Raw genomic sequence first — 24,356 nt, forward strand, 5'->3', positions numbered from 1 at the left:
AGTACTGATTAGTGCCTTGTTGATCTTGGCCATGTCCGGCTTGCCTAGTTGCGGGTGGCGCGGCGTCAACTCGATTCCGCTGCCCGGAACCAAGGGCGGCGGGCCTGGTTCGTTCACGATCCAGGCCCAACTTCCCGATGTGAACAACATCGAACAGAACTCTCGGGTCCGAGTGGGAGACGTGACGGTCGGCAATGTCACCCGGATCGAACGGCAGGGCTGGCACGCGCTGCTGACGATGACGCTCAACGGAGACGTCGACTTGCCGGTCAACGCGACGGCCACTATCGGGCAGACCAGCCTGCTCGGCTCGCTGCACGTCGAGCTGGCAGCGCCGAAAGACTCGACGCCCGAAGGCAGATTGCATGAGGGCTCGCTGATTCCGCTGTCGTCGGGAGGCGCTTACCCGTCCACCGAGCAGACATTGGCCGCCGTCTCGCTGCTGTTGAACGGCGGGGGCACTGGGCAGATTCAAGAGATCACTCGTACGCTCAGCACCGCGTTCGCCGGACGCGAGGAGGACCTTCGCAGTTTGATCCATCAACTCGACGGTTTCGCCACCTACGTCAATGACCAGACTGGCGACATCATCGCCGCGAGCGACAGCCTCAATAATCTGGTGGGTCAATTCGCGGACCACGAGCCCGTGGTGGATAAGGCGTTGAAGACCATTCCGGACGCGCTGGGTGTTCTCAAGGATGAACGCAACACGTTGGCCGACGCCCTTGATCAGCTGGGCAAGTTCAGCGCTCTGGCAGCGTATTCGGTCAACCAGACGAAAGAGAATCTGGTCAAGGAGCTCAAGGATCTCGGGCCCGTGCTTCAGTCGCTCGCTGACGCCGGCCCAGCATTGACTCGTTCGCTGGGCTTTTACGCGACGTACCCGTTCCCGAAGGACACCCTCAAGAAGTGGCTTCGTGGTGACTACGCGAACCTCACCGCCGTCGTTGACCTCACTCTGAGCCGGCTGGACGCCGGGTTGTTCACCGGTACCCGCTATGAGGGCAATCTCACCGAGCTGGAGATGCAGTGGGGCCGCACCATCGGACAGATGCCCAGCCCGTACACGGCTGCCAATCCGCTTATCGTTCCGTACCGCTGGGATCAGGGGCGCTGACATGCATTTGACGAGGCGGATCCGCATCCAGTTGATGATTTTTTCGGCGATATCCATGGCAGCTCTACTGATCATGGCTTTCGGCTACATCAGGTTACCTGCGTTGTTGTTCGGAGTCGGTCACTATAAAGTGACTCTCTCGCTGCCCACTACCGGCGGGTTGTACAAGAGCGGCAACGTCACTTATCGCGGTACTGAGGTTGGTCGGGTCGCGAGCGTGCGCTTGACCAAAACCGGTGTTGTCAATGCGGAGCTCTCGTTGAGATCCGATGTCTCGATACCGTCTGACCTCGACGCACAAATACACAGCACGTCAGCGATCGGTGAGCAGTACGTCGCGCTGTCGCCACGTAACGGCACGTCGCGGCCGTTACGAGACGGCGACAAGATCCCCATCTCGCGGGTTACGGTTCCCCCCGATATCAATGCGTTGCTGGACGCGACTAACCGCGGACTGTTGGCGATACCGCATGGAAACTTAAAAACGGTCGTCGACGAGTCCTATACCGCATTCGAGGGTCTGGGGCCTGACCTGGCGCGGCTCGTCAAAGGTGGTTCCCACCTGGCGATCGACGCGCGCAACGACCTCGATCCACTGCTGACGCTCATCGACAAGACCAAACCAGTCTTGGACACCCAGATCGACACTGCCGGTTCGGTGCAGGCGTGGGCAGCGCATCTCGCCGACATCACCTCCTCGTTGCAGCGCAACGACACGGCGGTACGCGGCGTGCTCCAGAACGCCGGTCCTGCGGCCGAGGAGGTTCGCGGGCTCCTAGACCGGGTGAACCCCACACTGCCGGTAGTGCTGGCCAATCTGGTGAGCGTGAACCAGGTGGCGATCACCTATCAGGCTGACCTCGAGCAGATCCTGGTGCTGTTACCCCAAGGGGCTCAGGCGATTCAGGGCGTCAACGTGGCCAACCACGACACCAAGCAGTCTTACAAGGGTGGGTTTTTGAGCTTCAACCTCAATCTGAACCTACCCCCGCCCTGCACCACAGGATTCTATCCGGCCCAGCAGCAGCGGTCGGCGTCCGATATCGACTACCCCGATCGCCCCCTGGGAGACGTGTACTGCCGTGTGCCGCAGGATTCACCGCTGAACGTCCGCGGTGCGCGCAATACGCCGTGTGAAACCAAGCCTGGCAAGCGCGCTCCCACGGCCAAGATGTGCGAAAGCGATGACTACTACGTGCCGCTCAACGACGGCTTCAACTGGAAAGGCGACCCCAACGCAACCCTATCCGGACAGGGAATTCCGCAACGCGCGGACAACACTCCGCCGGCGCCCGGGCCGCCGCCGACACCCGTACCTCTGGTCGGCACGGCCACTTACGACCCAAACACCGGCAGTTACGTGGGACCAGACGGGCGCGTCTACACGCAGGGGAACCTGAGCAGCGGTGCCAACCCGGGTCAGACCTGGCAATCAATGTTGTTGCCCCCGAAGGGAAATTGAAACATGCTGTCGCCAACGAGTCCTGAAGTCGAGAATCCGGTAGGGTCGGCCCACTCAAATGCAGCGTGTTCCGACGCGGCGACACCCGTGAGCGATGTTGACGAGGACGCTACCGAACTCAATGGCGGCGGCACCCAAAACGGCAGTAGGACAATGACTTACCCTGGTGTGTCACAGGTATGGATGGTGACGCGGCTGGGCATCCTCATCGTCGTCGCGCTCGTGGGCTTGGTCGGCTGGCTGAGTTACCGCTCCCACGTGTCTCACCGAGAGGCTGAGCGGCGCGATTTGTTGCTTCAGGTAGGTAAGCAGGCCGCTTTGAATCTAACGACGATCAACTGGCAGGAAGCCGACGCCGACATTCAGCGCATCCTCGACGGAGCGACCAGCACGTTCTACGACGACTTCGCCAAGCGCAGTCAACCCTTCGTCAGTGTCGTCAAAGAAGCGAAATCCAAGTCGGTCGGAACCATCACGGCGGCGGGCCTAGAGTCACAGACTCCCCATGCGGCGGAGGTGCTTGTCGCCGTCAGCGTGAAAACCTCTACTGCCGATGGGCCCGAACAGGATCCACGCTCTTGGCGAATGCGAATCTCGGTCCAGCAGGTCGGTGATCAAGCGAAGGTTTCCAGGGTGGAGTTCGTGCCATGAACAAGACCGATGGTGGAAAACGGATCGATGGCATCGAAGACCCAGTGACGAATACCACCGCCGCGTCCAGCGAGACCCAGGGCGAGGGTTCGACTGAGGATGCGGTCGCTGTTGAGACGACGACTATCACGGACGATGCTTATGTATCGGCGTACGGCCCCGTAGAAGGCGCTGACCAAGACACCGCGGACGCCGAACTGAAGGAACCGAGACCGGGAATACGGCAGTCGAAGATGCTGGCTTTCGGTGTAATGCCGGCGCTCGCAATAGTTCTCGGCTCGACTGCGGGTTACCTCAAATGGCAGGAATCGTCCGACCGCGTCGCCGACCTGGTCCGTATCGAATCGATGACAACTGCCCGCAACGCGACGATCGCGATGCTGTCCTACCAGCCTGACACCGTCGACAAACAGCTCGAGGCGGCGCGCGACTTACTCACCGGGCCGTTTCGGGATTCTTACGCCTCCCTGACGAACGATGTCGTCATCCCAGGCGCCAAACAGAAGCGGATTTCGGCGATCGCATCGGTACCCGCGATCGCGTCGGTGACGGCGAATCCGAATCATGCTGTCGCGCTGGTGTTCGTCGACCAGACGGTTACCGTCGGTGCCGACGCACCGACCGACACGGCGTCCACCGTACGAGTAACGATGGATGAGGTTGGAAACCGTTGGCTTATTTCCGGTTTCGACCCCGTCTGATGACTGCGGCGACTCGGTGGCAGATCAGACCCTTCAAGTCGAAGGGTGGGCGCGCAGCAGCGGTATGGATCGCCTCAGGGTCTGTAAGTACAACCGACCCAGGGGCCAATCGCCGATCTGGCCCGAAACCGTTGGCGATCAACGCACTGCGTGCCCAACCGTCAGGCCGCTTCATCTTTAAGGGATCAACAGGAGAAGGGCCGCGCGTATGACACTCGGAAAGCTACGGCGCTGCGCCGCCGTGACACCGCCTGTTCTCACGGTGTTGAGCATCGCCGGGGCGCTCTGGGCGGCGCAAGCCGCCCATGCGGACAACAAGCGGCTCAACGACTCGGTTGTGGCCAACGTCTACACCATTCAGCACCACGCCGGGTGCACCAACGACGTCAAGATCAACCCGCAGCTACGGCTGGCTGCACAATGGCACACCGACGATGTTCTCAACAACCGCAATCTCGACGGCGACGTCGGGTCCGACGGGTCAACGGTTCAGGACAGAGTCAATGCTGCCGGCTTCAAGGGCGCCGCCGCGGAGACCGTGGCAATCAACCCGGCACTGGCCATCAGCGGCATTGAGATTCTCAATCAATGGTACTACCGGCCCGACTACATGGCGATCATGTCCAATTGCGCGAATACCCAGATGGGGGTGTGGTCAGAAAACCGCCTTGACCGCACCGTCGTCGTTGCCGTATACGGCATCCCGAGTTGATCAACGTGTAGCTGGCCGATTCGAATGCTAGCCACCTGCAGCCGCTAGCGGGTTAGGTGAGGGTTCCTAACTCGGTCGCCAACATCAAAAACGAAGGAGGGATGGCAAATGAGGTATTTCGGGGCCCTGGCGAAGACGTTCGTTGGATCGCTGGGCTTCACAGCACTGAGCGTCCTGTGTTGTCTTCCGGCGCACGCCGAACCGGCTGACGGTTCGTGTCCGTTGGCGATGCCGTTGATCTGCCGGTTCGTGCCAATCGAGCCGGATCTGGAGGGCGACGTCGACCTTACGACGCAACTGCCTCCAGCCGGTCCAGGCGTCCCTGCGCCGGACTTGCTGCCGCCGACCGCTGCGTGTGCGCGCGGCTGTGCCTAGACGAGCCGACGATCTATCGACTCAGGCCACAAAAAGGACGGTCCTTCCTCAGCGTGGGCTGGGCCAACGCATCAACCGCTGCGAGATCTACGTATGGAGCCAGGCCATGAATCGCAATGGATCAACTGCCACTCCGATTCTCGCCGCCGCAGCATCAAGGAATGGCACGGTCAGCTATCGCGACGCGACACGAGACAACGTCACCCAGGGCGATTCATTTGTTCCGAAGCGGTCGCTGCGCTGCGAATACCTGGGTGATTGAGGTTGTCACGCAGAGTTTTTCGGTGTTTCACGCGGGCAATCAGGCGCTGTGCCGTCGGCGTTCGCAGCAGCTCGCTCACGCGGTGCCGGTCGCATCCCGAATGGTGTGGACAGGTGACCAGTGAATTCGACGAGTTCGAGGAGTCAGGCCGGTGCGATGGAGTCGTGAGTCGCGAGGGCCAAGAACGTGAGGAGCTGGTCCGCTCGCTGCATGACCGCGGCTTTCGGATCGAGCAGATCCGCAAGTCTTTGAGCCCCATGATGCTGGCGGCTAACCGAATAATTGGTGACGACGGAACAACCGTGTCGGCGCGCGCGGTCGCGGACGCGAGCGGGTATCCGTTGGAACTCATTCGACGACTACACCTTGCGGCCGGATTGGCCCGTGCTGACGATCCCGCGGAGACGCAGCACTGTCGCGCAGATGCCGAATCGATTCTGCCTGCGGCTGCCTTGGTGACGTTCGGCTTCGACCGCGAAGAAGTGGAACTGGTTGTGCGGCTATTGGTGGACGGTTTGACGCGCGTCGCAGTAGCGATGCGCCAAGCCGGGCTGCATGCCCTCGTACGCCCGGCCTCCACAGAGCTGGAACTTGCCGCCGCCTTGGAACGCCTCGCCCTGCAGGTCGAACCTGTGTTAGATCCCATGATCAATCAGTTGGCGCGACTGACCCTGCGACGCTCACTCGCGACCGAAGCGATCAACGCTGCCGAACGCGCCAACGGCCAGCTTCCCGAGGCTCAGCAGGTAACCGTCGCTTTCGCTGACATGGTGGGATTCACCCGGCTAGGAGAAACCGTGCCGCCGCAAGACCTCATCAGCATTGCCGGTCGGCTGGCTGCCTTGACTCGAAGTTGCATTGTCGAGCCCGTTCAGCTGGTGAAGATTATCGGCGACGCGGTGATGCTGGTCAGCCCCAATGCCGAGAAGCTCGTTGAGGTTGTCCTCGATGTGCTGCACTCTGCAGCGCGGTATGACCTCCCGCAGTTGCGCGCAGGCGTGGCGTTCGGGCACGCGGTAAGCCGAGCCGGCGATTGGTATGGCAGCCCGGTCAATATGGCCAGCCGGGTGACTGGTGTAGCTCCCGCGGGTACGGCGCTGATCACCGAGACGACTCGGCTGGCAATTGGCGATGGTGGTGGTTTCAGTTGGTCGCTTGAAGAGACCACACACCTACGGGGGATACCGGAGGAGGTTCGGTTATTTCGAGCGACGAGGAGTTGGAATTGATGACGGTGCCGATCGATAGCGAAACAGGCAGCGGGTGGCCAACCTGCGATATGTGCGTTTACTCGAGGACGCTCCCGGGGCAATGCCAGACCCGCAAACAGGAGCATGCCGCATCCCACACCGCCGAAACCACCGCCGTTCTGTCACCGCAGAAAAATTCACAGTAGTTTCGGATTGTTAGCAGTTAGGCCGAGTGTCATTGTGGCCCAACTCATTAGGTCATTCTGGGTACCCTAGCGAGCCTCGACGCGGCAGTCTCGATTTTTTTAGGATGACGCTGACCGGCTTCGCCGCTTGTCCAGTAGCCGGGTCGGCGATTACCGAATTGTCGCACACTCGTAGCTAGGTGAGTTCGGGCAGCAGTGCCGCCTGATTGATCTGGCGGTGGCAGTTGTGACGGGTGGCCGCGGTTTCGGAAATATTCTGCCCGCCAGCCGATCACGGGCATCCGGCCTACGGAACAGCCCTCCATCAGCAGGTGTCAGACCTGTCATCGCCGTTGAGTCTGCGACGTCGATCGTATCTGGATCGCGAGAGAGATTCTCTGCCTGGTCAAGTTGCACCGGGCTTCCGCCGCCGGCCCGGTTACGGTCGGTAGGTTCTGCCGCGCAGTGTAGGGCTCACTGTGCTTGGCTACCAATGACCCGGGGGCGGCCACCTCGCCGGCCGGATTTCGCGCGCCCTGCCACCCGTACGCCTGCACGCCGCGTTTCAGTCAGAGCCGTAATACGGTGGTGGGTAGACACCCCTTAAGAGCCATGCGAACGCGGCGATCCCATATTCCAGTTCGTCGCTGGCGTCGTAGTCGGGATTCTGATCCATTTGGCCAACTTCCTCTCAATTCGCGGGCTGCGTCCGTGATCTCGGCGTCTTCGTAGGGGCGCGCCATGCTGCTACCGGATGCTGGCAGCCATATCGGCGGACATTGCCGCAAGCTGCGGTCCCCAAGTCGACCAGCCGTGGTCACCATCAACAGGCATTTCGAAGTGGATGTTATGGCCCCCCACTGCGCGGTACTGCCCGTAGAAATCGTGGTTGGTGCTTTGTGCGATTTCGGAGTCGCCGATCATCGCGGCGGGATCACTGGCCGTCTTGGTTTGCGGACTGAAGACCCACAGCCGGGTGTTGTTGTCGGCCAGCGCCTGCGCGTGCACGTACGGGGAATGACCCACCCAGCCACCAAGCTGCGGCGGCCCCCACATGTTGTCGGTGTCGACGCCGCCGAACGCCAGCATGCCCTTCCTGATGTAGCCGTTCACCGGCGTTCTCTCGGGCGACAAAAAGCCCGACATCGAGCCGGCGTAGCGGAAACGATCCGGATGAAAAGTCCCCAGGGCCAGGGCGGCGTAGCCGCCCTGCGAGGCGCCGACGACGGCGTGACCGCCAGGTGCTAGCCCCTTGTTTGCGGCCAGCCAGTTCGGCAGCTCGCTGGACAGGAAGGTGTCCCACTGCTTGCTGCCGTCATGCCCCCAATCGGTGTACATGCTGTAGGCGCCGCCTGCGGGCGCCACCACCGAGATCCCTTTGCCCGCCAGTGTGTTCATCGCGTTGCCGGCGGTTACCCAGGTGCTCACGTCAGGTCCCGCGTTGAACGGGTCCAGCAGATACACCGCGTGCGGACCGCCGGCCATGAAGCTCACCGGGATATCACGTCCCATCGCCGCTGACGGCACCGTCAGGTTCTCCATACCCGCCGCAGCCGCCCTGCCTGAAAATCCAGATATAGCTGACAACCCAATCGCGAGCACGGCAACGCACAGCATCCGCACCGACGCCGAGAGATGCCTCATATCGACCTCATCTGGCGCGCCTTCCTTGGACGCAATGTGTGCCCATGCTGGGGTGGCGCCCTCGTTCCGCTGTTTGCTCCCGTGGAAAATCATCACGGTATCGACATAGCGCGAAGCTAGCGCTGACATTGTTCCGGCAGACGGAACCGTACATATGGACGCATCCGGCTCGCTAAGTAAGGTTGGGAAGTCAACACTTACGTTTACTAGATATCCGCCTGCCGCTCGACGTTTGCTTAGCGCAAACCCGTTCGATCGGACGTGGGCCCGTCGGCTAGCGTGTTGCATCGCGGGTGGTTGATCTACGGTAACCCACTTCGGCTTGCCGATTTGCCATCGAGCTCCCTGAGGAGACACCCGCAGATGCCGCAACGCAGAACCACACGTTGAAGTATTGACCGCGTACCTTTGCAAAGGTCTGCGCGAAAGCGCTTCATCCGTCGTGCATTGTATTGCTACACATGAACATATCGCATCTAGAGCCTACGGTGCGGCACATCATTCGGAGACTGAATGGCTGTGCGACTCAACGGTTTCGTTGCCTCGTAAATGGAATTCCATTTGTGCTCCAGACTCGGAACCACGATAGCCAAACGCGATGTAACCGCCCACTACGCCAAGACGCCTGCGATTGCAGCGGGAAGGCACAGACGACAATTGTGTTGTGTTAAACGTCGCGTACTTGTAGTGTGTTTTCCACAGTGCTGTTGACTCAATGAGGGCTGTAGATGACAACGATGTCTGGCGGAACCCTTTCGATTGACGCGCCCGCGCACGTGTCGAACTCCGTGCCGTCCGGACCGCAACGTGTTCTGATTTCCGGCGTCGACATGCTCACTGCCACGATCTCGGCCAACCCTTGCGGGGGAGAGATCATCACAACCAGGACCGCGGTACGCATGTCGCCGCAGGGCCAGACAGTTCCGAGATCCGACCCTCGACTCGTTCGCGGGCACCCACAAATACCCCGTCCGCGACCACGAAAGTTCCTCGGTACGACTCCGCGACGCAGACGCCCACATGGCGTCCACTCCAGCAAACGCGCGCACTAGACAATGGCGCGCTACCGCATGTTGGGAAATCCCGTGCAGACGGGTGTGGCGCATAAATCGGCCCCGCCCCCGGCTGTGTGGAGCTTTGACCAGCGCCACCGCAAGAAGCGCCGACAGTGCGCTCTCGGTCCGGCGTGGACCCAAATGCTCAGCGTCGCAACGTTAATTCCGATCGTGCTCGCCTGTGCCGTTAGTGGCGCGGCACGGCAATTCCGTGCACCAACACTGGAGCGGCCCGTCACGTCAGTTGTTCCGGTCGCGATCGTGGCAGCGGCCGCGAGTGATCTGTCTGGGCCAGCCGTGATTGCCGTCGCGCGACCACCACACCGCCTGCTAATCGCTTCGTCCACCGAATGGCCTCCGCCACCGCCCGGGGTCGTCAATTCGATAGGTAACGTGGGTATTCCGCCGACGGCGTTAGCTGCGTACCGGAATGCCGAGCAAAAGATGGCCATTTCTGAACCCGGCTGCGGAATCAGCTGGAATCTCTTGGCCGGTATCGGCCGGATCGAATCCAGGCACGCCGACGGCGGGGCGACCGATGCGCGCGGCACTGCGGTCCGGCCGATATATGGGCCCGCGTTGGACGGCACGCTCCCCGGCAACGAGGTCATTGTGCAGAGCAGCGCCGGCGGTCGAGTCAATTACGCCCGCGCAATGGGTCCTATGCAGTTTCTGCCTGGAACCTGGGCACGTTACTCCTCCGACGGCGATGGCGACGGCGTCGCCGATCCTCAAAACCTTTACGACTCAACGCTGGCCGCTGCGCGGTATATGTGCAGCGGCGGCCTGAACCTACGCGATCAATCGCAGGTAATGACGGCGATTTTGCGGTACAACAACTCGATGCCCTACGCCCGGAATGTGGTGGGCTGGGCCGCGGCGTATGCCACCGGCGTTGTCCCGCTCGATCTGCCATCGGTGACCGGGTCGGCACCACCACTGGCAGATCCGCATCTGGAAAACCCGGAAGGTCTCGGGCCGGGGCTGCCGCTCAACATGCACGGCCTGCCGTCGTCTGACCCGCTGGCCCAGATGCCATTGATCGATTTCAGCCCGACGACGATGCCTGCCCCGCAACCGAACTGGCCATCCCAGCCGGTGGTGCCAGACACTGCCGATTGCACATTGATCTGCATCGGCCGCTAAGCATGCAAATGGCCCACCCAGATCGTCCATGGAGTCCATTCGCCAGCCTCCTGTCGACCGGTGAGGCGCACTTCCAGTGGGTAAGAGAACGATGCACAACGGGAATCGGTCATGAACAGCACCGATGAAGCATTGCTGGCTTGGGCACTGGCCGACTCGGTAGCCGCGTTCCTGAAACCTGCCGACCGCACATGGTTGTGCGTGAAAATTGGTGCTGGAGAGCAAGATAGCGCGATAAGAAATCTTCTCGTCTTCTACGCCAATGCCGACATCGAGTTATCGGGGGAGTTGGCTGCGGCGATACAGGCCTGGATTCAGGGATATTCAGGAACTGACAGCGAGCCGATCCTTTGGCGCATCTACAGCAGGATCAGTGTGTCCGACACTAACAACACCGATGCTCAGCAATCCGACACCGACCACCGCCGCGCATCGACACGCACGACCGAGAAGCTATCGTTAGCGGCGCCATATGGCAGGGTACCGGGCTGTCGCCCTATGCGGAATGTCGGCGGTGGCTCCACGTGACGCGACGCCGACTGAATCCCCAGCAGCGACGCGAACACCTGCTCGATACTGCGGCCGCGATGTTCGCAGAAAGGTCCTATGACGATGTCCTCGTTGAGGATATCGCCGCGAATGCTGGTGTATCGAGAGCATTGGCCTACCAATACTTTTCGAGTAAACCGGACATCGACGTGGCGCTGTTCAAACGTGCCAGTGGACGGTTTTTTGCACGCGTCACTCCTAACCCGGAGCTACCGCTCGCCGAACAGCTTGCCACCGCACTGGAGGCTCACATTGAATCGTCTGTAAACAATCCTATCGACGCCGGCACGATCACCCGAAGTGCTCTGTCGGATGACCCCGCGATCCAGGCGGTCGTCGCCGAACAACTAGACGTCGTGGGCCAGCGACTGGTTGAAAAACTCGTGGCCGAGGGACGTCCGCCCGGTGTCAGCGAGATCGCGGCGGAGGGCTGGTTAGCTTTTGTCCGCGCAGCCTGCGTGAAATGGATTGGTTCGCGGACCATCTCGCACGAGGAGCTCACCGAAATCTGTCTTCAGGCATTCGACTGCACCCTAGGAATCCCAAACCCTAAGAGCCGCAAACGTGCCCGGATTTCCGGCGTTATGCAGTACCCGGGCGATCAGTTTACTGATGCGAAAATTAAAGTTCACAACCGTAACTCGGGGCCCAGATGCAGCTGTCGGTCATGACACAACTCGACTTGGCAGCGCACCGGGCGGCAGTAGATAGACGACGTGAAGGCCAAGGCCAGTGCGCCCTTGTGGCTGCCGACGTCTTTGCCGTCGACACGAAGGCTTAAGGAGTGGAGGAGGGCCGACTATCGCGAAACAGCCACCGGCACAACACCAAAGGCGGCGTTCACGGCGGGTAAACCGCAACGGAGCCAATCAAATTCACATCGAGGAAAAAATTATGATGTCACGCCAGTACTTCAGCCACGGTAACCGATGTGGCCCGTCAGCGGCAGCCTTGCTCCTCCTTAACGCCGCAATGAGCGTAGCCACGCTGTCAGCAACCCCACACGCGCAAGCCGTTCCATCGCCCGACGTGGACTACCTGTATAACGTCACGGTGCGGCGGCACTACAACTTTCCAAATGGCGACGCCATCGGCTATGGCCATGGGATCTGTGACAAAGTCAGCGCGGGCCAAAGTTTTGCCCAGGTGATGGGTAACGTGAAGAATGATGTGACCCCGAACGACGAGTACGCGGCAAATTTCTTGGTCTCATATGCGGTCAGTCAATATTGCCCGGAGCAAATCTGGCAGCTGCGAAATTCCGCGGCTGGGTACCAGGCTCCCCCTGGAACTGAAAGTCCAGTTGGCGGGCTTCAAGGGGACGTTGCCGGGAAGTGATGATCGAAACGGCTGCGCGCAGCGTTGGCAACTGGTTCTCATGGACTTTGGTAGCTGTCCGTGGGTTGCTGCGCTAAAATCGTTCTAGGACAACGTGACTCAGGGAAATCAGCTCCGAGTAGTCCAGTTTCGTCGATCGGCTTCGAGATTGATCCCCGTCAAAGGAGCTTTGAGTGGCCGACCGTGTCCGATTCCCGAGCAGCGCCGGGCCGGAATTGGCCGGCCTAATCGATCTCCCCAGAGGTCACGTACGTGGATGGGGGGTGTTCGCCCACGGGTTCACCTTGGGTAAGGACTGTCCGGCGGCCAGTCGTGTCTGCAAGCAACTGGCCGCCGAGGGCATCGGCATGCTGCGTTTCGACAATCTTGGTTTGGGTGACTCCGACGGTGACTGGGGCGACGGGTCCTTCTCACACAAAGTCGCAGACACCCTGCGGGCAGTGCAGTTTATGAATGAGTCCAACCGCGAGGTGCGAATCCTTATCGGACACTCATTCGGAGGCTCCGCGGTGATCGCCGCTGCACACGCATGCCACACAATCACCGCAGTGGCGAGCATCGGCGCACCGTTCAGCCCAGGCCATGTCGAAAATATCTATGACGCGCTCGTTCAGCGGATCGAGGCCGAGGGAGAAGCAACATTTCTCATCGGCGGCAAGGCACTCACGCTCAAACGCCATTTCATTGAAGATGTTCGTGTCGCCGATCTTCGGGAACGGATCCGCACACTGCGCCGGCCAATTCTCATTCTGCATTCTCCTACCGACGACACCGTAAGTATCCAAAACGCGAGTCACATTTTCAGCGCAGCGCGCCATCCACGTAGCTTCGTCTCTCTGGAAGGCGCCGACCACCTACTCACCGGCAGAGATCAGGCCGCGCGCGCGGCGCGCATTATCAGCGCTTGGGCCGACCCCTACCTGAAGTAGCTAGCCGCCACTAAGTGCGGCTGCTCAAATGCTGGCAATGGTTTTAGTCGTGTTTCCAGTCGCTATGACCACACGGGCCCGGAGGCAGGCGAACCGTCTCACTGACCCCCGGCACCAGCTCGAGGTAGGTGGCGGCTTGTCTTGGCGTCGCAACTCATTGCTGAATACGAGATCGTTTCCAGTTGTGAGGACGAGTGTGTTCTGGCGGGACAGAACCTCTAGATGGGGTGCGGACCACCGTGCGTTGAACAACAGCGACGAATGCGTCTCATGAGTCGCGAGCTGCAAACCTGTTGACGTGCTGCCTGCGCGGCGTTTAGCTACGGTTGATCGGCAGACACTACACGGCTCGCGCGCTCGCACATGGATTTGATCTCTACGACATGAAAGACGAACTGGCCGGCGCACTTCCGTCTGACACCGTCGACCGCACGTTCAACGCCTACGAACGGTGACTTTCTGCGGCCTACGAGGCGCTCGCACAATCGTCGGGCACCCTGTCTTTCGAAATCTGGATGAAGGTGCTGATTCCTTCCATCGCCGGCATCTCTGTCCGCCATCCGACGTATCTTGCAAATGCGCCCGAACCGGTGTCGATCCAGATGTCGCGGCTGTACGACATGACTCGCGTGCTCGCACCACTGATGGCGGCGGGCTGGTACTTGATCGATGCTCCTGACGATGCCAACTTTCTCGTTTCAGACCTCGGTTACATGCCGACATTCGACCCAGTCACCAAACGGCCAGGCCTGTTCGTCCCCGTCGGGTTAAAGGCAGCGCTACAGATCTGGTCGAATCCCACACGCGGAATCGCTCGCAAGACCGACAAAGGCTGGATCACTCCTTTGCCGCGGCGAGTTTTGACCTCCGAGGAGATCACCCGTATCAACGAGGAGATGGCACGTTGACACCGTCGTGGATCGCGGGGCCTACGCAGGCCATCTCGAGGGCGTCCCCTTCGAAGCGACCACGCCGCCGTCCTACCCCGCGTTCGTACCCGGTTGGCCTCCGATCGGCCCCTTAGGCTCCCACGACCGAGCCTGGGACGTCGCGTTAACCATGGCAGGCCTGCAACGAACCGCCGACGACTGGACACCCGTGGGAATCCTGTCATCGATGGTTCCCGGGGTGCGACTCATCGACGACGCCGGTGTCGACGTCATTGCGGTCTCGTTGGAACTTCCAATCAACCCGCCCAACTGAACATTGCTGCCTGTACCAACAGTCGGTGCGGCGTTACCGAAGGGCTTTAGGTAGAGGACTTTCGAATCTTCGTGTTGGTCGATCGAAGGCGGAACGCTGGGGCTGGGTAATCAAATGGGGACAGCCTTCGCTCGGTGCGGAGTCTCACGAAGCGGAGGCACGGTAGTAGGTGCGTCGCCAGGCCGCGAACTCTGCTTCGGCGGCATGGCTGCGGGCCTCCAGGCCTTCCACGATCTGGCCGTGGGCCTTCTTCGACGCATACAGGTCGACCGACCCTCGACTGACTAAGAGGGATACGGTCCTGGGATATCGTTTCCATTTCCGTATCACCGACTTGGCTATCGCCAACAGCAGTGCCTTTAATGCCTGGTTCGCGCGCTGGACTTCAATACCCGTCGGTCGAAATCCCGTGTGAATGATACGGTTTCGTACGTCTGCGATGTGAATGCGCCAATCCATGGCTACACCTGGAGCGTCAACGGCCCACCTGCCGCCAAGCGAATGACAAAGCGACGTCACCATTTTGGTCACACTCGTATCGCGGAAGATGTGGGCCGCTTCCTGTGCTTGAAGACCGTCCTCCCAGGCCAATGCAAGCGTGAGGTTTGTGATCGCGAGTTCACACGCGGTGGCGTAGGCCAACACCGCACCGATGTCGTCGCCGTAGAGAGCCGCCGCGTCGCCACGCCTAACGTGGTCGAGCATGATCGCACTGGGTCTTCCCCAGGTAATCTGTGCGAACGCGTCACCGACGCTGTCAGCGTGGGAACTCGGGATAATCGGTTGCGGCAGAATGCGATTCGTGAGCTACCCATTGATGAGGTCGTGTCGTTCCTGAATCCAGTCGAGCTTCGCTCCTTCAACAACGCTCGCGTATCTGACCGGAATCAGCAGCGGCAAGCGGCTTTGGGTGAGTTCACCGATGGGAGCTCTTGAGGCCATACGGACGGCTCGTAACCAGTCACCGAGGATCCAGTGAACCAGTGTCAACGCGCCGACGGCACCGTCCGTGGGAGATAGGGCTAACTGGCGCGCCTTGACCGGAAGAATGACGATCACCACCGATCGGCGCTGACCAGCTGACTTTTCGAGAAGCGTGCGACTTTGAGCTTCTGCCTCGCCGCCAGTCGTACGATTCAATGTCTCTTCGGCAATCGAATAATCTTCGAACGCCGGCTGCACAGGCCACGGGCCCTGCACCCACTTCGTCATAACGGTGTAGGGACGCACCATCCAGCTGTCGTCGACCTTCGGCGCTCCCGCGCCCCGACCACCGAAAAATTCTTCTACGACTCGGATCGGAAAGGCGCCCTGCAGTGGTACGTAGTCGGGCAGAACGAGGCTCAACGCCAAGCAACCCGAGTAGATGTCGGTGTCAAACCATTCGGCATTCAAGACATCGTCCGGCATGCAGGGACGTACCTAACCTCAATGAAAGGCCGCTGTAGTACAGCGAGCGGTCGCTGAACTGGACTTTTGCAGCGAAGACTAGCAGGCTCTCGCGACACGCCGAAGTCTTGTCAAGTAGGCTGGCGTGTCTTGTCAATCGGTGGCGCCAAATAGTGCACGAACCACGCTGCTGACGACTTTAGGCTCGATGCATGATCTTTGCTGTCGGCCCAGACAGGTTCGACGAGATACGGCGATCCTGGATCGCCAAACATCAGGGATGGTCGACGATTCAGCGTCGCCGGGCTGAACGGTTGGGCCGGCGGGTACGGGCGCGACAGCGTCACCGCGCATCGGCGGTTCCCGATCCGCACGATGACACCGTGCTGCCGCCGATATGGTTGCGGACCGCGAAATCATCTGCTGCACAGTTCGAACTGGTTGTCGTCACAATTTTCGGACTGCTAGTTCCGCTGGGGTGGCTGGGTGGTTGGGCGGTCAAAACCATTCTTGTCCAGTCGATTCCAGCGAGGCTGCGGGGCTTTCCGATCGCGGCGCTGCTGTGCTCGGGTGCCGGATTGGGTCTGCTGACGCTGGTGCTCAGCTATGCGGCATACGACCCGGAGGGATCATTGGGGGAGGTCGCGCTGCTGCCGTGGGGATGCCTTCAGTTGGCCGCGGTGCCCGCGGCAGCCGGGGTTTACGGTGTCGCCGATGGGTGGCTGGCGGTGTCTGGGTCTCGGCAGTGGTGGCCGCTGACACCGGCCCGACGCCCACTGTCATCGCAGGATGCCGCCGAGATTTTGGCGGGCTACGACTTGACTGGCCCCGGACTGGTGGATGCGCGGCGGCTTAACGAGCCGGGAGAGCGGACGCGCGCATGATCATCGATACAGGTTGGTGCACAACCGGATTAGCCGGAATGACGCGGTGCATTCAGTCCGGATCTGTGTCGTACCCGCTCGTTAGGGTGGCCCTATGAAGCTACTTGGTGCGTTATTCGCGATGGTGCTGATCGTGACGGGGCTGGCCGTTGCGACCCTCGTTCAGCTGGTGATCACGCTGGCGCCGTTCCTGATGGTGGTGCTGGTGGTCGTGCTGGTGCTGCGGGCGCGCAGACCCGCTCGGTCTTCGCCGCCGGTCACCGGATGGCCGGATGGCGGCTATTCCCAACGGGTGGCACCACAGCCGCAGTATCGGGTCGGCGCGCCGGCCGCCGCACCCGGGGGCTGGGTGATGGTGCCGGTGTGGATTGCTCCGACGCCGGGCCCGCCGGTCATCGATGCCGAGGTAATCCGTGACCGAGACTGAAGCCGCCGCCAACGACAAGTGGGTGATCGATCGGCTCTTCGGCGAGGATCCGGTACCGGGCGCTCCGGAACCGGAGCTGGTGGACCGCGACTCCGTTGATGCGGAACAAATCTCACCAGATCCAGTCGGGGCGGACCAGTCTTCCGACGACGCCTTGGACACGGCGGCAGAAAACGACGACGGCAACGTCAACGCCGGCGCTAAACGCACCGCGGTGTGGTTGGGGGCCGCCGTGTTCGCGGCGTCGGTGCTGATCGTGGGCGCGTTCACGTTGTGCAGCAGGCCATCTCGTCCGGTAGACCAGACAGCAGCACTGCCGGCATGGCACCCGGCGGCGGTCTCGGCGGCGCCCCGCACCAGCGCCGCGCCTGCGCCACCTGATCAGGCGATCCCGTTCACCGCCGCCGCCCCGGGCTGCAAGAGTGGATCGACGTCGGCACAGTCGCTGTCGGCGAGTACCGGTGACGCGCCGTGGGTGTGTGTGCGTGGCACTCCCGATGAGCAGGCCGACGGCCAAGTCCTGCACGTTGATTTTCGCTGCGATGCAGTACGTACGGCGTCGGTGTGCAGCTATCTGGTCACCTCGGTGTCGGTGACACCGGGTTCGGTCCCCGCGACGGCGGGTTCCCACGATGGCTGGCTGGCGCACCGGGTGGTGAGCAGGTTGCAGTACAACTTCTACAACGGCAACGAGCTGGCCGACATCCTCACTCAGGACACCGGCAACGTGCACGGCCCGGCCAGCGCCGGGCTGCGTCGTCCGGTGCTGGCCTCGCGGGTGGTGGTGATCGTGCTGCAGACCGCGCGCCCACCTGTCTCGCCGCTGCCTGGAACCAATACCGCCGCCGGGCCACCGCAACCGGGTCTGGTCGATCCGGAACCGGACACCTCGGACGCTACCGTGCCAACGCTGCCGTCGACGGCCACCGATCCGGTGGACGCGGCTTTCGCGGTGAGCGGGATGCAGTTCTTCGGGCACCAGCCGAACTGAGGGTCTTCGTGGCGTTATCGAAGACGTGGCGGCGGCGCCTGGTCCAGGCCGCTGGGTATGCGCGTCGGGCTGGCGCGGCGGTGGTGGTGTGCGCGGCACTGCTCGGCGGCCTGGCGGCCGTGAAAGTCTTTGTGCTGCCGGTGCACCCCGACACCGCCGATGTGGCGGCGATCGTCGGGCGGGTCGGTAATCAGCGTGCTGCGGCCGGGGATTTCGCCGCGGACTTCGTCGCCGCGGTCTTGACCACCCCGGCCACCCAGCGGGCCTCCCTGCGGCGCTTCCTCTCAATATCGCCCGACAGCACTGCGCAAGCGCATCTTTCGTCGGCGATCCCGGCGGTCATCAACGCCCCGCAGGTGTGGTCGGCGGTACCGTCGGGCGTCGTGGGTGACGCCACTCTGTACTCGGTGACCGTCACCGTGCAGGAACGCCCTTACGCCTCGGCGAACCCGGTGCGCGCGTTCTACCGGGTGCCGGTGTCGATCTGGCACTATCAGCCCCGCGCCCTGGACATGCCGGCCCGCATCAGCGACCCGGGGCCCGGCGCCGATGTGGCGCTCACCTACGGCCACCCGTTGGACTCCACCAGCGAAATCTACGCGGTGGTCGGCGGATTCATCAGCAGCTACCTGACCGCGTCGGCGCCGCTGGATCGCTACGTGCTGGCCGGTTCGTGGCTCGCCCCGGTCGGCGGTTACCACAGCGCGGTGGTCACGACCGCCGAGACCGATCACGAGGTGCCCGACCATCCAGGGCCGGGCACGCGGGTGCGGGTGCGGGCCGCGGTCGCCGCGCAGACCTCCCAGTTCGCCACCGTTAATCTCTGCTACCCGTTGACCGTTGAAAATAGCGGCGGGACCTGGATGGTGGCCGACATAGACTTGATCCCACAGACCAGCACCGAAACCCAGCCGGCTCCGGTCGGCGCAGTACATCACTGAACTGCAGGAGCACAACGTGTTTGAATCCACCGTGACGATCCAGGCGGCCAACGATCTGTTCACTTCGGGGACCTCCCTGGCCTACTCGGTGGAGGGTTTCCTGGCGGTGCTGTCGCTGGTGATGGGCACCATCACGGCGATCCGTGCCCACACCCGCGAAGGCGTGGGCTCCGGGATCACCTCGCAGATCGGGACGATCGTGTTCGCGGTGCTGATCTTTCTGTCCTCCGGGATCGCCGCGGTGGTGACGCACGAATTCAACAGCCACGGCATCCGCAACACCGTGCCGGTGCCCAACCCGTGGGGGCAGTGATGGCCGACGACGCCCCAGCCAAGGTCTACTCCGATCAGCGCGACCTGCCGATCTATCTTGGCGATTCCGGCGACGGTTTCACGTTGCCGTTGAGAGACAAGTGGCGCGCCCCAGATGCGTTCGCCGCGGTTATCGGTTTCGTGGCGACCGGGGCGGCCGTCACCGCCCATCTCACCAGCGGCGACGCCCTGACCATCCTGGTGAGCGGGGCCGCGCTCACCGTGGCAGCGGTGGCGGTGCTGTCCCGGCTGCCGCGTGGCCGCCCGTCGCTGAGCACCCGGGCCCGCTGGTGGCTGGCCAATCTCCGCCCAGGAGTGTGGTGTTCGCATCCCCGCCGGTGACGGCATCGAGTGTGCCGTGCCCGCACCGGTAGCAGCGCCGCTGGCGGTGGCCGGCAACCTGCGCTTCACCGCCCGCGGTGTCTACGCCGACTATCTGGTCTCCGGGCTGCCGTTCATCTTCCTGGCCCACGACTGGCAGGACCGGGTCGCCGCTGCGCACGTTGAGCTGCTGCGCACCCTGCCGTCGGGGGCGATGCTGAGCGGCCTGACCACGCCGGTGGCCACCCGCAACATCACCCGCCGGATGCTGTCTGCGCATCCAGACCTGCACCCGGACAACGGATCTTCCCCGCCACCACTGGCTCCGGGCACGCGGGACTGGGCGGCGCACTGCCAGCTGTGGGAGCCGGCCGTGGCGCGGGCGGGTGCTCGGCGGCGGGTGCACTGGCTGAGCCTGCCGCTGACCTACGGACCGGCCGGGCGCACCCCGGCGGGTACCTGGCGACGCACGCTGGAGGTGATCGCCGGACGCGACCACGACACCGAGGCGACGATCGCCGACTACCGCGGCGTGGCCGCGGCCGTGGTCGCGGCGCTGCCGCCCGCGTTGTTCGTCAAACCCGCTAGCGCAGAACAGATCTGGTGGCACTGGAACTACACCGCCAGCCGGGGTGTGTGGCCGCATCCGCTGCCCGCGGGACCGCATCACCCGGATGCGCGACTGCCCGCCGCGGCGTTCACCCCGGTGTGGCTCGATGAGTCCGCCGCGGCGTTGCGTGGCAGGCGGTGGCGGGCAGCGCGCCGCGAGGCCGACGTCTTCGTCCGCACCTACCGCGCGCCCGACGACGGAGTGCCCGACTCGTATCAGGCCGTGGTGGGCATCGACAGCTTCCCCGACACCGGGATCGCCTGGCCACGCGCCACCCTGTTCAAGGTGCTCGACGACCTGACCACCCCGGCCACCACACTGGACTGGACCATCCACGTCACCTTTGACACCGCCGAGGCGGCCGTGTCGGTCGCGCACAACGTCATCACCAACATCAAAGACCAGGGTCGCCAGCGGGGCCGGCACGCACTCTCCGATGACGAGCTGGTCCGAAAGTTGGCCTCGGGCCGGGAATTGGCATCGGAGCTCAAGCGGGGCAGCGCCGAGCGCGGTGTCAACCCCGCGGTGCTGATAACCGCGGCCGGTGCGGACCCCGACGCGGTCAACGCCGCCCTGGGCGACGTGCTGCGCTGCTACCGCGGGCAGAACCTCGGTCTGACCCGGCGCCGCGGCAGCCAGGTCATTCTGTGGCGCGGCTTCAACCCGGGCAGCGAGATGGCCGCGGGTCTGCACGAGCTGCGCAACCCCAGCACCACCGCGCGGTTCGCGAAATTCGTTCCGCTGCTGGCTCATCGGCTCGGCAATCATGTCGGTGTCCCGCTGGGTGTCGATGTGACCAGCCCGGGGCTGCGTGATGTGGTGCTGCTGGATCTGCTCAACGCGCCGGCCCGGGAGAATCCGGCGAACCTGGTGATCTGCGGTTCCCCGGGGCGCGGCAAATCGTCGTGCAGCAAAAACTTGATCCGGTCGTGGCTGGCGCTGGGCGCCGGTGTGCACATCTTCGACCCCACCGAAGCCCGCGAGCACGAGCGGGCGCTGGGCGACGTCGACACGGTGGTGATCGACCCGACACGACCGCACTTCAGCCTGGACGGGCTGCGGATCTTTCGGTTCGAGGCCGCCGCCGAGCACACTGCCGACCATCTGCTGCCCCAGCTGGGGTTCTCCCCGCTGAGCCCGCAGGCCCAGCGTCTGCACGCGCACCTGGCCCCGGAATGCCGGGCCGCCAACGGGATCGGCAGCCACCGCGGGCTGATCGGTTATCTCCGCGAGCTGCGGGAGGGTCGGGTCAGCGCCGACGACGACCTGCTGGTCGGTTTGGAGGGGCTGGCCACTCAGCGGCTGCTCCGCCCGCTGTTCGATGAGTCGCTGCCCGCTCCGGATCTGACCGCGGCGGCGTGCGTGATCTGGAATTTCGGTGGCCTCGAATTGCCCACCGTGGGTGAGGAGTACACCGCGCATCTGCATCAGCAGTCCACGCCCGGGCAACGCGCCGCCCAAGCGTTGTACGGGCTGGGTGCGGCGTTGGCGCAGTCGCTGTGCTTCGCCCGGCCAGAGCGGCCCGACATGTTGGTCGTGGAGGAGTGCGCGGCCTGGACGCATTCGGCGGGCGGGCAGAAATGCGCGAATACGGTGATCCGCCAAGGCCGTAAAGCGTGGACCGGGTTCCTCGGCATCAGCCAGCAGCCGATCAAGGACTTTCACAACGTGCTGGAGGACGAATTCATCGACCAGCGGCTATGTCTGGGCTTCCGCGACACCGAGTTGGCCGCGGCGACGTTGCGGTGGTGCGGCCGCGACGTGGATCGCCACCCCGAACTGCTGGCCGACTACGTGACCAACACCAGCCCGGTGCAGGTGATGGACCATGGCGATGACGCGATCCACCCCGGGCACGGCAAGGTGGTGCCGGGGCGGGAGGGAGAAGCCTGGTACCTCGATGAGTTCGGCGGGTTCGGCAAGGTCCGGCTGTTCGCCGCCCCGACCCGGGACTTGGCTCGCCGCTACGACACCAACCCGCACCGAAACCGGCACGCGGGCCGCCGCACGTGACCGCCTGCCTGCACCGCTGGCTGCGCCGACATCCCCACTGCGGCAGGCCTGTTGCGCTGCTGGCCGGGGTGCAGGTGATGGCGCTGGCCGCGGTGTGGGCGGCCCCGCGGGCCGCCGCGTCGACCAATGCGGCGGTGCTGAACTGGACCGGGCTCACCGACAGCTACGGGGTGCCGATCGGGGACTACTGCCTGGCGCTCGCGTCGGTCCCGGAGCAGATCACCCAGGCCGGGCCCGGGGTCGGCTGGGATCCGGCGAGTTGGGCGCAGTGGAGCCTGCACGCGCTGGCGGTGGTCGCCGCGAACCTCACCACGGCGCACATCTTGACTGCGGAGGCCGGCTGCTTCGTCGGGGTGATCGCGGTGGCGCTGTGGGTCATGAAGACCACCGTCAGTGCGTATTGGCTGGCGGTGGTGGGGGAGGTGGCCCGCGCCGTCGCCGGTGGGGTGGTGCATGCGACCGCCGCGCTGGGGGTGCTGCTGGCGGTGATCCCGATCGGGGTGTTCGCCGGGGTGCTCGCGATCCGGCGGGGCGAGTCCGGGCGGGGCACGACGATGATCCTGAGCGCGCTGGGGATGCCGGCGCTGTCGGTGGCGGTGTTCGCGGATCCGGCGGGCGAGATGTACGGCCCGCACGGCTTGTTGGCGTTCGGCCGCCGGGTCGGGTTCTCGGTCGCGCAGGCCGCCCGTCCGGGCGGGGCGCTGCCCGGCACCGGAGTGGGCGGGCAGGTGCAGTCGCTGACCGCCAGCCTGATCACCCACACGGTGCGAGAACCGTTGCAGCTGTGGAATTTCGGTCACGTCGTCGACCACGTGGGCGGGTGCGGGGCGGCGTGGTCGGCGGCGGTGCGCAGCGCTATATCCGACGCGCCGATCCGCGCCATGCGGCGCTGCGGTGACCTGGGCGCGCTGGCCTACGCCCAGCATCTGGACGGCACCAACATCTGGGTCGGCGTGGTGTTCGTCGTCGCCGCGCTGCTGTTGGGCGGGTTCATGGCGGTGTCGGGGTGGGCGGTGCTGCGGGTGTCGGTGCAGGCGATCTGGACGACGGCGATGCTGCTGCCGGCGCTGTGGCTGGGTGCGGTTCCCGGCGCCCCGCGCCGCCGCGCGATGGCGGTGGTGTGGCAGTTCTTCCGGCACGGCATCGAGGTGACCGTCTACATCGTGCTGGTCAGTGTGATCGGTCTGGCGGTGGAAAGCCTGGTGTCGCGCCCACTTCCGGCCGAACTAGGTGGGGTGAACCCGTTCGCGCACGTGCTGATGATGGGTGCGGTGTCCTACGCGGCATTCAGCTTGCTGCGCCACGTCCGGGCGGACCTGACCGGGCGTCCCCACGGCGGCGGGCTGTTCGGCCGGGTCGGCGATGTGGCGGTAGGCATGGGGCTACGCGCGGGGGTGGGTGGTGCGGGCGCGGCGGCGGCCGGCGGTCTGCGCGGGCTGCGCACCTGGTCAGGCTCGCGGGGCCAAACACCGTGGGAGCACATCGATGCCGCGGCCGCCGGCGCTGACCCGGCGGACGTGCTCGGCACGCCACGGCAGGGCTTCGAGCCGGTGCACGCCGGCGTGGGTGGTCGTAGCGGTCCAGCCCCGGGCGGCGTCGATGCGGTCACCCGCATATCGGGCACGGTGGGGCGCGGCACCGATTCGGCAGGCGGACGGGGCGCGGCGGCGGATCAGGGGGTGCAGCACCCGCCGCAGTCGGGGCCGGGTCGAGGCCGCTCACGCATCGCCACCGCACCGCCGGCACCGTTATCTGATCCCGATCACGGGTCACTGTTCGAGCCGGGCCAGCAGCCGGGCGCGCTGAACCCGATCACGGCGGCGGCCGGCGCCGGTCACGAGCCGGATATCCCGCCGCCGCCCGAGCCGCCACCGCCTGAGGACGAGCCTCCCCCTGACGGCGAAGATAGGCCGATACCGGCTACCGTCGATCCCATCACCGGCCGCTGA

23 protein-coding genes and 3 pseudogenes are annotated in these 24,356 nt (G+C 63.7%); 22 read left to right on the forward strand and 4 right to left on the reverse strand.

What is annotated here, in order from left to right:
- The first annotated feature begins 31 nt into the window (after positions 1-31).
- The 7 genes and pseudogenes from ACQY5A_RS03770 (at position 32) to ACQY5A_RS03800 (ending at position 6,509) form a co-directional block, all read left to right on the forward strand.
- Positions 32-1,117 (forward strand): virulence factor Mce family protein, encoded by a 1,086-nt coding sequence (locus ACQY5A_RS03770; RefSeq protein ID WP_428339122.1) that lies wholly within the window; start codon positions 32-34, stop codon positions 1,115-1,117.
- Between the two features lies 1 nt (position 1,118).
- Positions 1,119-2,579 carry an MCE family protein gene (locus tag ACQY5A_RS03775; protein ID WP_428339041.1) on the forward strand — a complete coding sequence of 487 codons (1,461 nt, stop codon included), beginning with the start codon at positions 1,119-1,121 and terminating at the stop codon, positions 2,577-2,579.
- A gap of 87 nt (positions 2,580-2,666) precedes the next feature.
- On the forward strand, positions 2,667-3,230 hold the full coding sequence (locus ACQY5A_RS03780; RefSeq protein ID WP_428339042.1) for an Mce protein: 564 nt from the start codon (positions 2,667-2,669) through the stop codon (positions 3,228-3,230).
- Positions 3,227-3,931, forward strand: coding sequence for a hypothetical protein (locus ACQY5A_RS03785; protein WP_428339043.1), 705 nt, complete (start codon positions 3,227-3,229; stop codon positions 3,929-3,931). Before ACQY5A_RS03780 ends, ACQY5A_RS03785 begins: the two co-directional genes overlap by 4 nt.
- 241 nt (positions 3,932-4,172) lie before the next feature.
- Positions 4,173-4,637 (forward strand): annotated as a pseudogene (locus ACQY5A_RS03790) (CAP domain-containing protein); the annotation flags it as partial.
- Positions 4,638-5,124: 487 nt separating this feature from the next.
- Positions 5,125-5,280, forward strand: coding sequence for a hypothetical protein (locus tag ACQY5A_RS03795; RefSeq protein WP_428339044.1), 156 nt, complete (start codon positions 5,125-5,127; stop codon positions 5,278-5,280).
- A gap of 113 nt (positions 5,281-5,393) precedes the next feature.
- Positions 5,394-6,509 (forward strand): adenylate cyclase regulatory domain-containing protein, encoded by a 1,116-nt coding sequence (locus ACQY5A_RS03800; RefSeq protein WP_428339045.1) that lies wholly within the window; start codon positions 5,394-5,396, stop codon positions 6,507-6,509.
- 711 nt (positions 6,510-7,220) lie between these two features.
- On the opposite strand, the pseudogene ACQY5A_RS03805 reads toward ACQY5A_RS03800, so the two are convergent.
- Both ACQY5A_RS03805 and ACQY5A_RS03810 read right to left on the reverse strand, forming a co-directional pair.
- Positions 7,221-7,331: pseudogene (locus ACQY5A_RS03805) on the reverse strand (CAP domain-containing protein); the annotation flags it as partial.
- 71 nt (positions 7,332-7,402) lie between these two features.
- Positions 7,403-8,299 carry an alpha/beta hydrolase-fold protein gene (locus tag ACQY5A_RS03810; protein WP_428339046.1) on the reverse strand — a complete coding sequence of 299 codons (897 nt, stop codon included), beginning with the start codon at positions 8,297-8,299 and terminating at the stop codon, positions 7,403-7,405.
- 1,196 nt (positions 8,300-9,495) lie between these two features.
- Here ACQY5A_RS03810 and ACQY5A_RS03815 point away from each other — a divergent pair.
- The 7 genes and pseudogenes from ACQY5A_RS03815 to ACQY5A_RS03845 form a co-directional block, all read left to right on the forward strand.
- Positions 9,496-10,494: pseudogene (locus ACQY5A_RS03815) on the forward strand (lytic transglycosylase domain-containing protein); the annotation flags it as partial.
- A 117-nt stretch (positions 10,495-10,611) separates the two neighbouring features.
- Positions 10,612-11,028 (forward strand): hypothetical protein, encoded by a 417-nt coding sequence (locus tag ACQY5A_RS03820; protein ID WP_428339047.1) that lies wholly within the window; start codon positions 10,612-10,614, stop codon positions 11,026-11,028.
- Positions 11,025-11,720, forward strand: a complete 696-nt coding sequence (locus ACQY5A_RS03825) for a TetR/AcrR family transcriptional regulator (protein ID WP_428339048.1) — start codon at positions 11,025-11,027, stop codon at positions 11,718-11,720. Before ACQY5A_RS03820 ends, ACQY5A_RS03825 begins: the two co-directional genes overlap by 4 nt.
- A gap of 358 nt (positions 11,721-12,078) precedes the next feature.
- Entirely contained in the window at positions 12,079-12,387 is a 309-nt protein-coding gene (locus ACQY5A_RS03830) for a DUF732 domain-containing protein (RefSeq protein ID WP_428339049.1), read from the forward strand.
- Positions 12,388-12,560: 173 nt separating this feature from the next.
- Positions 12,561-13,316, forward strand: coding sequence for an alpha/beta hydrolase family protein (locus tag ACQY5A_RS03835; protein WP_428339050.1), 756 nt, complete (start codon positions 12,561-12,563; stop codon positions 13,314-13,316).
- A gap of 515 nt (positions 13,317-13,831) precedes the next feature.
- Positions 13,832-14,224 carry a hypothetical protein gene (locus ACQY5A_RS03840; protein ID WP_428339051.1) on the forward strand — a complete coding sequence of 131 codons (393 nt, stop codon included), beginning with the start codon at positions 13,832-13,834 and terminating at the stop codon, positions 14,222-14,224.
- A 151-nt stretch (positions 14,225-14,375) separates the two neighbouring features.
- A complete protein-coding gene (locus tag ACQY5A_RS03845; RefSeq protein ID WP_428339052.1) occupies positions 14,376-14,519 on the forward strand; it encodes a hypothetical protein in 144 nt (47 codons plus the stop codon).
- Positions 14,520-14,663: 144 nt separating this feature from the next.
- Here ACQY5A_RS03845 and ACQY5A_RS03850 read toward each other — a convergent pair whose 3' ends face one another.
- Together ACQY5A_RS03850 and ACQY5A_RS03855 are read right to left on the reverse strand one after the other, a co-directional pair.
- Positions 14,664-15,224: a hypothetical protein gene (locus ACQY5A_RS03850; RefSeq protein WP_428339053.1), complete on the reverse strand. Its 561-nt coding sequence runs from the start codon at positions 15,222-15,224 to the stop codon at positions 14,664-14,666.
- 102 nt (positions 15,225-15,326) lie between these two features.
- Complete coding sequence (locus ACQY5A_RS03855; RefSeq protein WP_428339054.1) at positions 15,327-15,929, reverse strand: hypothetical protein; 603 nt, start codon at positions 15,927-15,929, stop codon at positions 15,327-15,329.
- Positions 15,930-16,120: 191 nt separating this feature from the next.
- Here ACQY5A_RS03855 and ACQY5A_RS03860 point away from each other — a divergent pair, with 191 nt between their 5' ends.
- The 8 genes from ACQY5A_RS03860 (at position 16,121) to ACQY5A_RS03895 (ending at position 24,356) form a co-directional block, all read left to right on the forward strand.
- Positions 16,121-16,792, forward strand: coding sequence for a hypothetical protein (locus tag ACQY5A_RS03860; protein WP_428339055.1), 672 nt, complete (start codon positions 16,121-16,123; stop codon positions 16,790-16,792).
- A gap of 94 nt (positions 16,793-16,886) precedes the next feature.
- The gene (locus ACQY5A_RS03865; RefSeq protein WP_428339056.1) at positions 16,887-17,219 is read left to right on the forward strand and encodes a hypothetical protein; all 333 of its coding nucleotides are present in this window, start codon (positions 16,887-16,889) and stop codon (positions 17,217-17,219) included.
- The gene (locus ACQY5A_RS03870) at positions 17,206-18,210 is read left to right on the forward strand and encodes a hypothetical protein (protein ID WP_428339057.1); all 1,005 of its coding nucleotides are present in this window, start codon (positions 17,206-17,208) and stop codon (positions 18,208-18,210) included. The genes ACQY5A_RS03865 and ACQY5A_RS03870 overlap by 14 nt, the downstream gene beginning before the upstream one ends.
- A gap of 8 nt (positions 18,211-18,218) precedes the next feature.
- Positions 18,219-19,151 (forward strand): conjugal transfer protein, encoded by a 933-nt coding sequence (locus ACQY5A_RS03875; RefSeq protein WP_428339058.1) that lies wholly within the window; start codon positions 18,219-18,221, stop codon positions 19,149-19,151.
- Between the two features lie 16 nt (positions 19,152-19,167).
- A complete protein-coding gene (locus ACQY5A_RS03880) occupies positions 19,168-19,464 on the forward strand; it encodes a hypothetical protein (protein WP_428339059.1) in 297 nt (98 codons plus the stop codon).
- Positions 19,464-19,805, forward strand: a complete 342-nt coding sequence (locus ACQY5A_RS03885; protein ID WP_428339060.1) for a hypothetical protein — start codon at positions 19,464-19,466, stop codon at positions 19,803-19,805. Before ACQY5A_RS03880 ends, ACQY5A_RS03885 begins: the two co-directional genes overlap by 1 nt.
- 16 nt (positions 19,806-19,821) lie before the next feature.
- The gene (locus ACQY5A_RS03890) at positions 19,822-22,407 is read left to right on the forward strand and encodes an ATP-binding protein (protein ID WP_428339061.1); all 2,586 of its coding nucleotides are present in this window, start codon (positions 19,822-19,824) and stop codon (positions 22,405-22,407) included.
- The gene (locus tag ACQY5A_RS03895) at positions 22,404-24,356 is read left to right on the forward strand and encodes a hypothetical protein (protein ID WP_428339062.1); all 1,953 of its coding nucleotides are present in this window, start codon (positions 22,404-22,406) and stop codon (positions 24,354-24,356) included. The genes ACQY5A_RS03890 and ACQY5A_RS03895 overlap by 4 nt, the downstream gene beginning before the upstream one ends.

The organism is Mycobacterium sp. (assembly GCF_965277065.1).
Classification (GTDB): domain Bacteria; phylum Actinomycetota; class Actinomycetes; order Mycobacteriales; family Mycobacteriaceae; genus Mycobacterium.